General features: G+C 40.0%; 12 protein-coding genes. All 12 read right to left on the bottom strand.

Going from position 1 to position 12,904, the window contains the following annotated elements:
* Positions 1–13: 13 nt before the first annotated feature.
* The 12 genes from gudD to LG273_RS04025 all read right to left on the bottom strand — a co-directional run bounded on the left by gudD (position 14) and on the right by LG273_RS04025 (position 12,896).
* Positions 14–1,378: a glucarate dehydratase gene (gene gudD / locus LG273_RS04080; protein ID WP_404457986.1), complete on the bottom strand. Its 1,365-nt coding sequence runs from the start codon at positions 1,376–1,378 to the stop codon at positions 14–16.
* A 119-nt stretch (positions 1,379–1,497) separates the two neighbouring features.
* Positions 1,498–2,514, bottom strand: a complete 1,017-nt coding sequence (locus tag LG273_RS04075) for a tripartite tricarboxylate transporter substrate binding protein (RefSeq protein ID WP_404457983.1) — start codon at positions 2,512–2,514, stop codon at positions 1,498–1,500.
* 30 nt (positions 2,515–2,544) lie between these two features.
* Positions 2,545–4,065, bottom strand: coding sequence for a tripartite tricarboxylate transporter permease (locus tag LG273_RS04070; protein ID WP_379562283.1), 1,521 nt, complete (start codon positions 4,063–4,065; stop codon positions 2,545–2,547).
* 12 nt (positions 4,066–4,077) lie between these two features.
* A complete protein-coding gene (locus LG273_RS04065; protein ID WP_404457980.1) occupies positions 4,078–4,581 on the bottom strand; it encodes a tripartite tricarboxylate transporter TctB family protein in 504 nt (167 codons plus the stop codon).
* 55 nt (positions 4,582–4,636) lie between these two features.
* Entirely contained in the window at positions 4,637–6,097 is a 1,461-nt protein-coding gene (gucD, locus tag LG273_RS04060; RefSeq protein ID WP_379562285.1) for an alpha-ketoglutaric semialdehyde dehydrogenase GucD, read from the bottom strand.
* A gap of 27 nt (positions 6,098–6,124) precedes the next feature.
* Complete coding sequence (kdgD, locus tag LG273_RS04055) at positions 6,125–7,051, bottom strand: 5-dehydro-4-deoxyglucarate dehydratase (RefSeq protein WP_404457978.1); 927 nt, start codon at positions 7,049–7,051, stop codon at positions 6,125–6,127.
* 12 nt (positions 7,052–7,063) lie between these two features.
* Positions 7,064–7,774 (bottom strand): FadR/GntR family transcriptional regulator, encoded by a 711-nt coding sequence (locus LG273_RS04050; protein ID WP_404457976.1) that lies wholly within the window; start codon positions 7,772–7,774, stop codon positions 7,064–7,066.
* Positions 7,775–7,934: 160 nt separating this feature from the next.
* The gene (locus LG273_RS04045; protein WP_404457974.1) at positions 7,935–9,119 is read right to left on the bottom strand and encodes a mandelate racemase/muconate lactonizing enzyme family protein; all 1,185 of its coding nucleotides are present in this window, start codon (positions 9,117–9,119) and stop codon (positions 7,935–7,937) included.
* Positions 9,120–9,143: 24 nt separating this feature from the next.
* Positions 9,144–10,103, bottom strand: a complete 960-nt coding sequence (locus LG273_RS04040) for a hydroxyacid dehydrogenase (RefSeq protein ID WP_404457972.1) — start codon at positions 10,101–10,103, stop codon at positions 9,144–9,146.
* 6 nt (positions 10,104–10,109) lie between these two features.
* Positions 10,110–11,027 (bottom strand): dihydrodipicolinate synthase family protein, encoded by a 918-nt coding sequence (locus tag LG273_RS04035; RefSeq protein WP_404457969.1) that lies wholly within the window; start codon positions 11,025–11,027, stop codon positions 10,110–10,112.
* A 33-nt stretch (positions 11,028–11,060) separates the two neighbouring features.
* On the bottom strand, positions 11,061–12,128 hold the full coding sequence (locus LG273_RS04030) for an Ldh family oxidoreductase (RefSeq protein WP_379562291.1): 1,068 nt from the start codon (positions 12,126–12,128) through the stop codon (positions 11,061–11,063).
* 108 nt (positions 12,129–12,236) lie between these two features.
* Complete coding sequence (locus LG273_RS04025) at positions 12,237–12,896, bottom strand: GntR family transcriptional regulator (protein ID WP_379562292.1); 660 nt, start codon at positions 12,894–12,896, stop codon at positions 12,237–12,239.
* Between the last annotated feature and the right edge of the window lie 8 nt (positions 12,897–12,904).

The raw sequence follows: 12,904 nt of genomic DNA, 5'->3' as shown, positions 1-12,904 counted from the left end.
AGTCATTTTCTAGTTATCGAACTAGTGCTGGTTTTTTATTGTCGAACTTCCAACCAGAGATTAGATATTGCATGGCTATCGCATCATCTCTTGCTCCCAAGTTGTTTTCTACATATAACTGATTAGCTTTTTTCACTTTATCCATATCAAGTTCAATACCTAAGCCAGGCTTTTTAGGGACTTTCACTTTGCCTTCCTTGATCTGGAACGGCTCTTTAGTTAACCCTTGACCATCCTGCCAAATCCAGTGTGTGTCAATTGCCGTGATGTTACCAGGTGCAGCTGCAGCAACATGTGTAAACATGGCAAGCGAAATATCGAAATGGTTGTTAGAGTGGGACCCCCAAGTTAATCCCCATTCATGACACATTTGGGCAACACGAACAGATCCTTGCATTGTCCAGAAATGCGGATCAGCTAATGGAATATCGACAGCATTTAATTGAATGGCATGCCCCATTTGTCGCCAATCTGTAGCTATCATATTCGTTGCAGTTGGTAATCCGGTAGCTTTACGAAATTCAGCCATTACCTCACGGGCAGAATAGTTCCCCTCAGCACCACATGGGTCTTCGGCATATGTCAAAATATCATGCTTATCCCGGCATAGACGGATAGCATCCTCAAGTAACCAACCTCCGTTTGGATCAAGTGTTATTCTCGCATTCGGGAATCTTTCTTTAAGCCCGATGATTGCTTCCATTTCTTCTTCGCCTCGAAGTACGCCGCCTTTTAATTTAAAATCTTTAAACCCATATCTTTCATGCGCAGCTTCTGCTAATCGCACAATTGCTTGAGGAGTTAATGCTTCTTCATGTCGTAATCGAAACCAATTGTCTTCAGCATTCAGATCGCCATCATAAGGTAAATCAGTTTTATTACGATCACCTACATAGAAAAGGTAACCTAACATTTCAACTTCATCACGTTGCCTGCCCTCTCCTAATAATGCAGCTACAGGGACATCCAAAAACTTGCCAACTAAATCAAGTAAGGAACTTTCTAATGCAGTGACAGCATGAATTGTAGTTCGTAAATCAAAAGTCTGGTTCCCTCTTCCGCCTTTATCTCTGTTCCCGAACTTTACTCTTATCTCATTAAGGATATCTTTATATTCACCAATCTTCCTATTTAAGACTAGATTCCTTATATCCTCAAGTGTTTGTCTAATGGATTCCCCACCTGGAACCTCTCCCACGCCAACATGACCAGAACTATCCTTTACTATCACAAGGTTTCGCGTAAAAAAAGCACTATGGGCCCCACTTAAGTTAAGCAACATACTATCCTTGCCCGCGACTGGAATTACTTGCATTTCAGTAATGACAGGAGTATGTAATGCAACAGTTTGATTTTCGGACATTATTTGTTGTCCCATTGTTTTACCTCCTTTTAGAATTCTTATTTATTCTTGATTCTTAAAGATAGGGAATAGCTTATTTATAGTGCGTTAAATAGGACTGTCATACGAAGATGACAGTCCCACTTCACCTTCTCTTATTGCTGACTGCTTTCATGTAAGGCTTTATATTCCTCCGTTAGTGTTTCAAAATGTGACTTGAGTTCATCTGGTGTCATGTAAGCAGGATTTACAAGATGTGGATCTAGTTCTGCCTTGAAGTCCGGATTATTAGCCACTTTTTCTAAGGCACTTGAAAACTTATCTACAACTTCCTGTGGTGTGTCTTTTGGAAATGCCCAGAAGAAAAACTTACCAAATGAAATATCTACACCTTCTTCTTTAAATGTTGGAACATCTGGGGATCCCTCTAAACGCTCATCTGCCATAATTCCCAACGCTTTAAAGTCTCCAGATTTAATGTATTCCTGTACTAAGCCTAACTGCGTCGGTACAATATCAATTTGTTTTCCGAGTAAGGCTGTTACTTTTTCTGCTGCTCCACCAACATCCACAATATTAAACTGTGTGCCAGTAGCCTCTTGGAAGGCTAGTAGCTGTAGATGTGTAAAAGCTCCAGTTTCCGTAGCTATAGAAATTTCTCCAGGGTTCTCTTTAGCAGCTGCAATTAGTGACTCAAGATCATCGTATTCTGAATCAGCGTGTACAATAAAAGCATTACCTAAATCTTGAACGGAAGCACCTGCTAATTGATAGTCTTCGTAACTGAATTCTGCTAAATCAAGTAAACTATTGATGATCATAGAGTTATGAAAAGCTAAGACCGTGTATCCATCAGGATTTGCATCCAGCGCTTCTTTGGCACCGACTGTACCCCCTGCTCCTCCAACATTGGAAACAACTACGTCTGTTCCTAACTCCTCACTCAAGTACTCAGCTGTTATTCGAGTATTTCTATCGGTATCACCACCAGCCCCTGCAGGTACTACTACTTGAATTGGTTTATCTGGATAATCAGAAGCGTTAGTATCTGCTTCCGCTTCACTACCTGAACCACTCGTCGATTCACTATTTGAACCATTACAGGCTGTTATCACCAGCGCAACAAGCAATAAAAATCCCATCATTAACAATCTTCTGAAATTAACCTTCATAAATATCCTCCCCTTTTATCCCCTTTGAGTTTAACTTGCCAAACTGTTTGAATCCGCCTCTTCTTTTTTCACCTTATGTGTCTTATAGGCACTAAAAGCCATCGACAAGACAGCAATGATTAGAAATGTTGCCGCAATCGGTGATGTTAAGAATGGTATAAAGTCACCTCCTGTTAATTGTAATCCCCTTCTAAGATTAACTTCTAAAATTGGACCTAGAATGAAACCTAATATAAGTGGGGTAAGTGGAAATTTTGTTTTAAGCATGACGTATCCGATTATCCCAAAGAACAATAGGGCATATGCGTCAAATAGACGGTTGTTTACACCAAAGGCTCCAACTACGCAAAGTGCAATAATGATGGGGTATAAATAATGCCTTGGTATACTCAATAATCGAACAAATCCCCTCATGCCTAAATATAAAAATAGCAACATAAAAATGTTAGCTATGATTAGTGCTGCAAAAATTCCATAAACGATCGGCCCGTTCTGCTCAAATAACATCGGCCCTGGCTGCAACCCATGAATAACGAGGCCCCCAAGTAACATGGCAGTAACGGTGTCACCTGGTATACCAAGTGAGATTAATGGCACAAGCGCTCCTCCAACTGCAGCATTGTTGGCCGATTCTGAAGCAACCACTCCATCATCGATACCTTTCCCAAATTTTTCAGGATGCTTAGACTGTCTTTTGGCTGTTACGTAGGCAATAATATTTGCGGTACCGCCCCCAATGCCTGGTAAAATACCAATTCCTGTTCCAATAGCTGAAGAACGAAGGAAGTTCCATGCCTGTTTTATAAACGTGACTGGTGGAAACCCTAATCCTTTGATTTTATAATCATGAATCTTTTCTTCATTCACTTTGTTTTTCTTCCGTTCCTCCATTACTTTTAGCATTTCCGAAATTGCAAACAACCCAATTAGCACTGGCAGTAGGTTAAAGCCTGCGTCTAAAGCTTGAAACCCGAATGTATATCTAGGAAAGGAATCAATTGGTGCAGCACCTACAAAAGCAAAGGTAATTCCAATTAGCGCACTTATCAGCCCTTTTACCATGGAACCCTCAGATAGACTTGAAATTAATGTTAAAGCGAAAACAGTTATGGCGAAGTATTCAAATGGCCCAAAATTCAACGCGAATTTAGCCAATGGTGGGGATACTAATACAAGAATAAGAATACTTAACAATCCACCTAGAAATGAGAACATGATGGATAGACCAAACGCCCTGCCCGCTAACCCATTTTGCGCCATTGGATAGCCATCGAACGTTGTCGAGATAGAAGAAGGTGTCCCTGGAAGTTTAAGCAAAATGGCAGGAATCATCCCACCGGAAACCCCTCCTATGTAGAGTCCCATTAGTAACGCCATCCCATTACTAGGCCCCATTCCAAACGAGATTGGTAAACAAATGGCAACTGCCATCGTAGCGGTTAGGCCTGGAATAGAACCGAAGATTAGCCCTAAAATGACTCCCCCTAAAATTATGAGCATGGATTCAAGCCCGAACATAAGTGAAAATCCATCTAAGATCGTTTCAAACATACGTCACACCTCCTATCCCAGAATTCCTGCCGGGAGCATAAGAAAGAATACATTTTTGAACACCCAATAAACAGATACAGATACTACTATGGATACAGCCGCAAATTTTATTGGACTTCTTTTCTCTAAGTCTGAAATTAAGTACATTTGGATAAATAGATAGCCCGCAGTGGAAAGAAGGAATCCTAACGTTGGGATTAGGATTAGATAAACAGCTATTAATCCTAGCGATATTAGAACCAACTTATAATCTCGTTTTTCTTCATTATCCTCTTGCTTTGCACCCAGTTCTGTCTTTATTTTCTTCTCTTTCCTCCACCCTATTAAAGCGCTTACAAACAACACAGCACTAAGAATGAATAATGCAATCGCAACCATTTGCGGCAAAAAGTTCGAACCAATCTTAGAAGCTGTAATCTGTCTAAATGAAAAGGTGGAGATATATAACACAATAGAAACTACGATCAGAAACAGGGCAGAAAATAGATCAACCAGTTTATTTTCATGCAATTTCATCTCATCCCTTCATAAGAATTGTAAAGGAAAGGGGGAAAAGAACCCCCTTTATTCTTTACTTAATAAACACTGTTTTAATAGAAGTGAAGAACTCAATTGCTGCTCTGCCCTGCTCCCTTGAGTGAGAACTGGAGCTTTTCATGCCACCGAATGGTGCTTGTAATTCTACTCCGGCTGTCTCAGCATTGACTCTTACCAGTCCTACTTCAATGTCATCGATAAAGGTTAACATTTTTCTAATATTTTCGGTGAATACTGCTGCACTTAGCCCATATTCTGTGTCATTTGCTAGTTTCATAGCTTCTTCAAAAGTATCTACTTTGATGAGCGCCAGCACGGGGCCAAAAATTTCTTCTTTTGCTATAGTCATGTCATTATTCACGTTTTCAAAAACAGTTGGTTCCACAAAGTTCCCATCTTTATATGCAGCATCTGTTAAACGATTTCCGCCAGTCAGAAGAGTAGCCCCTTCTTCTTTTCCTTTTTCAATATAGGAAAGAACCGTCTCTAGTTGGGATTCGCTTGCACTAGGCCCCATCCAGTTTCCGTCTTCTAAACCATTACCAATCGTTAACTCCTCAATCTTACTTAATAGCTTTTCTTTAAACGTGTCATATACTGCACTTTGTACAATGACACGGCTTGTTGCGGTACATTTCTGACCAGTGGAGCTTAACCCACCACTGATTGTTGCTTTTACAGCTAAATCCAGATCTGCATCATCTGCTACAATAACTGGGTTCTTTCCACCCATTTCAAGTTGGTATTTTGCCCCTCTAGCTAGCGCAACCTGCCCAATATGTTTTCCTGTTTTATCCGATCCAGTAAAGGAAATGCCGTTTACATCAGGGTGGTCTGCAAGTCGTTCACCAACAACTGAGCCTGAGCCTGTTACCATATTGACAACCCCGTCAGGAAGACCAGCTTCTGCAAAGCATTCTATAACTTTAGCCGCAGTAGCCGCTGCTTCTGTCGCAGGTTTAATGACAACAGTATTTCCATAAATGAGAGCTGGCGCCATTTTCCAAATTGGAATAGCTACAGGGAAGTTCCATGGAGTAATAACACCGACCACGCCTAAAGGAGTTCTGGTAGTATACATAATTCCTTTGCTATCTGTTGAGGGGATCACATCCCCTACCTCTCTCAATCCCTCTCCAGCATAGTAACGGAGAATGGCTACCCCTCTTGCCGTCTCTCCCTTGGCTTCAGGAAGTGTCTTTCCCATTTCTCTTGTTAGCGTTTCAGCTACATCATCAAGACGGCTTTCTAAAATATTGGCAACCTTATATAAATAGTTTCCTCTATCATTACCAGATAATTTTCTCCAGCTTTCTTTTGCTGCTTTTGCAGAGGCAACAGCTTCATTTACATCGTCTAGCGTTGACCGTTGAATAAACCCAACAACGTCATTTCGATCTGCAGGGTTAAGAACCTCTTTTGTTTCTCCGCTATCAGATGCTTTCCAATTTCCATTAATGAAGTTTAGGTAGGATTTTTCTTCCGTCTTTAGCATCGCTATCTTCCTTTCTATAATCGTTTTTTAAAGACTTTTAGTTAAATTAGAAGGGTATTTATCCAATGCTTTCTTTAAAATCTCTTCTAGCTGAACATAATGCTCTCGCTTTACTGGGGTTACTGGTGGCCGTACATTTTTGCTGTTTATTGGCAATCCAACAATCTCCATTCCAGCTTTAATTAATGAAATTGCATAGCCTTTCCCTTGTCTACGAATCCTGTTAATTGGTAAAATGACATCTTGATAAATTTCATGAACCGTTGTTTGATCACCTTCCAGTAAGGCATCATAAAATTTCCTGGAAATGTGCGGTATATAGTTGGAAATAGCAGACGAATAAGAATCAAATCCTAATGGTACATAACCAGGCATCGTCATTTCTGCCATCGGCATACCGTTTAACCATCCAATTTTATTGCCAATCGTTTGGGTAAATTCAATAAGGTGCTCCATACTTCCATGTCCATCTTTAAAGCCTACTATTTGTGGGGTTTCTATTAGTCTTTCAAGTGTATCCAGGTTCATCACGACACTATCTCTTTGATATATAATGGCATTCAAATCGGTAGCTGTAGCAATGGTATGTAAGTATTGATAAATACCTTCCTGCTCTCCGTTAATTAAATATGCCGGCATAATTAAGTACCCATCCACACCATGTTTTTCGGAGATTTTAGCCTTACTAGTTGCATCATAAACATTGCCGCCAACCCCTGTGTAAAGTGGCACTTTCCCATTTACAGTCGATTTTGCGATTTCAATAATCGATTCATATTCGTTATTATCTAGTGCGTGATACTCCCCAGCCCCACAAGCTACAAAGATTGCTTCTAGTCCTGAATCAAGCAGGAATCGAATGTTTTCGGCTAGTGCTAACTCATCTACATTCCCCTGGTTATCAAATGGAGTTACCGGGAATCCTAAAATTCCAGTTGGCGCTTTTCTGTTCATAAAAATCCTCCTTTAGTTTATATCCTCTTCTTTTTCAGTCTTTCCGAGATTTACACGCTTGCGCACATGGTCAAGGTGAATATACATGGCATGATGTGCTGCAAAGGGATCTTTCTTTTTGAGTGCTTCATAGATTGCCTGATGTTGTTGGATGGTAATATCGATGTTGCGGTGTTCTTTTGAAATGGTGTAGTAAACTTTGTAGAAAAAGTCCATTAAAGGCTCAATTATTCCTGAAGTAACATTGTTCATCACGGAGGATGTAATAATATTGTGGAATTCTTTATCCATCTCATCGTAATTCCCAATATTATTACGCATGTTGTAAATAGTGGTCTCAAGTTGCAGGAGTTCTTCTTCTGTTATTTTTTCTGCTGCTAAGGTGACAAAGCCGAGTTCCTGCGCCATCCTTGTTTCAATGATGGTTTCAATATCATCTGATGATAGCGCTAACATTAAACGGAATGGTCGACTCCCAATTTTCTCTGAAATGTACGTCCCTTCTCTGGATTTTCGTTTTAGAATGCCTAATGTTTCTAATGCACTTAACGCTTCTCTGAGTACAGCCCTGCTAACATAAAGCATATCCATCAATTCGTGTTCAGAAGGGAGCTTATCACCTGGCCTGATTTTTCCATCAATGAGAAGTTTGATAATTTCATCCATCACAAGATTTGAAAGCGTATTCTTTTTTATCGATTTTAATTTAATATCTCTCGTCATGTTTCCTTCTCCTATCCTGTTGCTCAACGAGAGTATATAATATTATTTATTTTCTGTCAAATAGAAATTTCATTTGTCTGACAAATAAATAAACAAACTTACTGGATCTTTAGTATGCAATAAAATGAACGCTAGCTAATAAAGTTAAAAGGCGGCAATATCAGCTTTTCTCTGCTTTTGTATCAGCTGTGCGATCCTGAAGCTGGTGCACGGTGACATTCTCCCAACTTAAATCTGGCACTCGGTATTCGGCTAATAGTGATTCATCAAGTTCAATCCCAAGCCCTTTTATATTACGATCAGGCGCGTGTAGGTAACCATCTTTATAAGTAACTCTGTGTTTGACCACATCCCCCACATATAGTTCTGGTCCAGTGGGATCAGATGTATGGTTAATATTTGTTAAAGAACAACCCAGATGCGCCATTGCTGCCGTTCCGATAGATAGCTCCTGTGTTGTCCCCAGAACAACATCCTTACTTGCTACCTCTGCTGCATATGCTGCTTTTTTTGCAGCTGTTAGCCCACCAATAAATACGGGGGATATATTAAAAATATCAATCGCATCTTTTTTTATCATTTCCTGTTGTTGTTTAAAACTCCACACATGCTCACTAATTGGATAATCGGTTTTCAAACGAAGCTGGTACAGCCCTTCAAAGTCGTTTCTTGGTGCAGGGCTTTCAATCATTTCCAATCCTAAATCATGCTTGGTTAATCGCTGAATAGCGCGTGAAGCATCCTTCCAGTTTAGCAGATGACTAAAATCATAGGATTTTATGCGAACCTTGGAGCCAAATTCATCTTTTACTCTTGATAAAAATGCCTCATCAGCATCCAGGTTTTTCCCCACATAGAGCCGAAAAACATCAAAGCCCTCTTCTAATTTTTTGCGGACAACCTCTATATTATCCTCCACTTCCTCCATAAACCGATGTCTAAATATTGGGTAACAAACCTTTATCTTATTTTTTACTCTGCCACCTAGAAAATCAGAAACAGATATATCAAGATACTTTGCACATAAATCATGCAGGGCATTATCAATTCCATTTCGAATAAAGCTACCTTTTTCGTAATAGTACATGGTCTCTGGAAAATTGTCGGTTAATTTCTGATTTATCTTCATCAGGTCAAACGGATTCTCACCTAAAAGAATCGACAAAAGGCCTCGCTTTAAGTCATGTAGATCTACGGAATATAATGGCAGATGGGAGAAATCCGACATTTCGCCAATACCCGATAAGCCTTCATCTGTATGAATCTTAACAATCACATGTTTATTTACAAACCCTGTCTGGCGCGGGACTCCTACTGCATGTAACTCTAAATCTGTTATTTTCAAAGTAAATCATCCTTTCCTTCCATATCAAGTGGTCACCTTATGAATGGGGTGCCCTGGGGACTTCCCTGCTTTTACCGCAAGAATCTCACTCGCAGCATCAATGGCCATTTGTTTAAATGCTTCATGGGTCTGTGCACCTAAGTGTGGTGTGACGATAACGTTATCCAATTTGAATAAAGGATGCTCTGCTTCGGGTGGTTCCACCTGAAAAACATCTACACAGGCACCCCTGATTCTTCTATCTTTTAATGCTTCCACAAGTGCTTCTTCATCTACGACCCCTCCGCGGGCTGCATTAATTAAAATGGCATCTCTTTTCATAGCCTGGAAAGATTTTTTGTTAATAAGATGATGGGTAGCAGGCACATATGGTACATGCAATGTAACGACATCAGACCGAGATAATAAATCATCCAATGTATCTAGTATTTCAACATAGGAATCCACACTTCCTGCTGTCACATGAGGATCATAAACAGCAATATTCATTCCTAATCCCAACCTACATTTTTCTGCAATTAGGCGACCAATGTTACCAAAACCAATAATACCCAGCGTCTTGCCCTTTAACTCATAACCAAATAATCGGTTGCGGATACCAAAATCTCCATCACGCGTTGCCTTGTCAATGGTTACTAAATGTCGGGTGCCTGCTAACATGAGAGTTAAGACGAGTTCAGCAACTGCATTGATATTTGCAGACGGTGCATTGGTAACGACCACACCATGGTCTTTCGCTGCTTTTACATCAATATTATCTACACCAATCCCATGTCTTGCGATAATCTTCAGGTGCTTTGCATTCTCTATTACTCTTCTCGAATATACTTCTGTACGTGCTAGAACAGCATCCACATCTTTCGCATAATTAACTAGTGTTTCTTCATCATAGCTAGGTGGAACTACAATAGTTGCACCACTTTCCTCTAGTAATTGGATGCCTTCCTCAGCAATTTTCTGTGGGATTAACACACGAAATTCCACTTATCATCACCTCACTTCATGCACGTTTTGCCACGTTTTTAAAAGTTCTTGTAATGCAAGTTTATCTTCTTTTGATAAGGGGTTTACCGGCTCCCTCGTCACTCCAGCAGTTAAGCCTAATTGCTCCATTGCTTCTTTAATTACTACAACATTGTTCCCGTTATTATGCTTTGCCCGCAGGTCTTCAAATGGCACTACATCTTCCCATACCTCCCATGCCTTTTCTTGATTACCTTCCTGCAAGTAATGCAGTAGTGCCAATGCTTTTTCCGGGAAAACATTTACTAGTCCTGAAGTAAACCCTACAGCCCCAGAATGATAGAAAAAGGGCGCCCACTTTTCTGCCGTTCCACAAATGAACGCAACATTGTCTTCCTTGGGGATATCACGAATAACCTGTGTTACCCGCGGAATATCGTTTATGGCATATTTAACCCCAACAAATTTCTCTAGTGGTGCTAATTGTTTTATTACATTGTCACTTAAATGCGCATCCTTAAAATAAATGATTGACGGAATGTCTAAAGCTTCGATAATGTTGCGAAAATATTCTACTGCACCGGCTTCTGTGACATAGGGATGGATGGGTTGATGAATCATCACACATTCTGCCCCTGCTTCACTTGCTGATTTCCCCATTTCAATTGCTGTATCCACTGAATAGCCGACACCTGCCACAACCATCGCTCGACCAGATACCACATCCGTTACCCGCTTCGCAACCTGCTTTGCTTCCTCAATAGTTAAGGCATAAAATTCACCTGTGTTTCCATTCGGAACAATGATCTCCATCCCATTTTCAATGAGAAAGTTTACGTTTTCATCAAGGCCCTGCCAATTGATTGCTTTTGTTCCCTCTAGAAAAGGAACAATGTTTATAGCTGAAATCGTTGAAAAACGCTTACTAAATTGACCATAATCCATTTTCACTTCTCCCCTTTATCCTTTTTAATCGGGTTATTCTGCCTGTTTTTGTTGTGTATAGTCTTTTAAGTCCACCCCATACTTCTCACCAGTCTCTTTTAACTCGTTTAAGATTTCTGTACTAATAGGAATACCTGTTTCTTCACGTTCCTTTTTACGCTGTAATTCCAAATCACCAGGCATGTATACGCGGTCAAATCCTTCACTTGGTTCACTTGAAATAGTTTCCTCAATTTTTTCCTGTACATGTTTATAAAAAAGGTCAGGGTCACCAAAGCTTTCAATATTAATGGCCCCGAATAGATGCCCTAATCGCTGTGGATAGGGATCATCATACTGTCTCGGCATTCTTTTTCCAAAAAGAGAGCCTGTTAGAACACCACTTAAAATATCAATAATAATGGCTAACCCGGATCCTTTTGGCCCCATCGGAAGTACAAAACCTTCCCAAGCCTCATGTGGATTCGTTGTTTGTTTTCCGTCTTTTGTAATTGCCCAGCCTTCTGGAATAGCTTCATTATTTTTCTTTGCAACCATGATTTTCCCTCTGGCCACATTACTTGTTGACATATCTAAAATAATTGGACGCTGGTTTTCTCCAGCAGGAATAGCAATAGATATGGGATTTGGACCTAGAGATGGCTCTTTCGCTCCAAACGGTACCATAATAGGCGATGCATTCGTCATAGAAATCCCGATAAATCCCCTTTCTGCTACCATTCGTGTGTAAAAGGAAGCGGTTCCAAAATGATTCGAGTTAGCTACACCTACAAAAGATGTGCCATACTGTTCTGCCTTTTGTATTGCCATATTCATCGCCTTCACCCCAGCAACCTGTCCCCAACCATTATTCGCATCAAGTAAAACGGTTGCAAAATTATTCTGGGTAACTGTAATCTCTGTTTTTCGCTCTATAATCCCCTTTTCCATCCTTTGCAAATAGCCGGACATCCGCTGGACACCGTGGGACGTAACGCCTCGCAAGTCCGCATCGACCAATGTTTCAGCAATGATCTCTGATTCTTCCTCTGGCAAACTTTGTTTTAAAACATCACTACAGAACCTATGTAAGTCGGATGCAGATATGGTTTTAACATTCATTCTCACACCTCCAAATTTATATTTGATATCTGATATATCAAATATAAAGCAGCTACACTTTATACGTCAAGTTAATTCTGAATATTTAACAATTTTGTTTCTTGCTTTTTAAGAGAGTGCCACTTTAGCAGATCGAATAATATGCTCTCTCATTACGTTCTCAGCTCCATCTGCATCCTGGTTTAAGATCATTTGGTATATAAGAAAATGCTCCTTATAGGCTCTTTCATGTTCAGTCTTGTTTGATAATGCTTTTCTTCGAATAAATTGGTCATATGATCGGACAGATTCTACTTGCTTGAAGATAAAACCATTTCTCGCAAACTCACGAATACATTGATGAAAAGTACTATTACATGCGTTTAGCTTTTCCGAATCATTTTCACTAGTATGTTTTTTCATCTGTTTTATTAAAGCTTCTAGCTTTGATAATTCTTCATCCGTACGCTTTAGAGCAGCAAACCTTGCTGCCACACCTTCTAATGCCGCTCTTACACGGGCAATTTCTTCAACTGAACGCATCATATCATCAGAAACAAAGGTCCCTTTTCTTGGTAATGTCTTTACTAAACCTTCATTACTAAGCAAACGAAACGCCTCTTTAATTGGTGTTGTGCTCACCTCGAAAAACTTAGCCAACTCTCTTTCCCGCAAGTGAAAACCAGGTTCATACTCCCCGCTCATAATCGCCTCTTTTAATGCTTCAAAAATTAGATCACGAACAGATCGGGATTGCATACTAATTTTCTTTTGAATGTCTTTCTCCATATTTGTGT

Source organism: Oceanobacillus kapialis, from assembly GCF_044790185.1.
GTDB lineage: Bacteria > Bacillota > Bacilli > Bacillales > Amphibacillaceae > Oceanobacillus_B > Oceanobacillus_B kapialis.
Note: the sequence above shows the minus strand (reverse complement) of the source record. Positions and strands in the feature narration are given on the sequence as shown.

Excerpts from the sequence above, each read along its gene's own strand:
- gudD (WP_404457986.1), bottom strand. The coding sequence starts at position 1,378 with ATGGGACAACAAATAATGTCCGAAAATCAAACTGTTGCATTACATACT.
- LG273_RS04075 (WP_404457983.1), bottom strand. The coding sequence starts at position 2,514 with ATGAAGGTTAATTTCAGAAGATTGTTAATGATGGGATTTTTATTGCTT.
- LG273_RS04070 (WP_379562283.1), bottom strand. The coding sequence starts at position 4,065 with ATGTTTGAAACGATCTTAGATGGATTTTCACTTATGTTCGGGCTTGAA.
- LG273_RS04065 (WP_404457980.1), bottom strand. The coding sequence starts at position 4,581 with ATGAAATTGCATGAAAATAAACTGGTTGATCTATTTTCTGCCCTGTTT.
- gucD (WP_379562285.1), bottom strand. The coding sequence starts at position 6,097 with ATGCTAAAGACGGAAGAAAAATCCTACCTAAACTTCATTAATGGAAAT.
- kdgD (WP_404457978.1), bottom strand. The coding sequence starts at position 7,051 with ATGAACAGAAAAGCGCCAACTGGAATTTTAGGATTCCCGGTAACTCCA.
- LG273_RS04050 (WP_404457976.1), bottom strand. The coding sequence starts at position 7,774 with ATGACGAGAGATATTAAATTAAAATCGATAAAAAAGAATACGCTTTCA.
- LG273_RS04035 (WP_404457969.1), bottom strand. The coding sequence starts at position 11,027 with ATGGATTATGGTCAATTTAGTAAGCGTTTTTCAACGATTTCAGCTATA.
- LG273_RS04030 (WP_379562291.1), bottom strand. The coding sequence starts at position 12,128 with ATGAATGTTAAAACCATATCTGCATCCGACTTACATAGGTTCTGTAGT.
- LG273_RS04025 (WP_379562292.1), bottom strand. The coding sequence starts at position 12,896 with ATGGAGAAAGACATTCAAAAGAAAATTAGTATGCAATCCCGATCTGTT.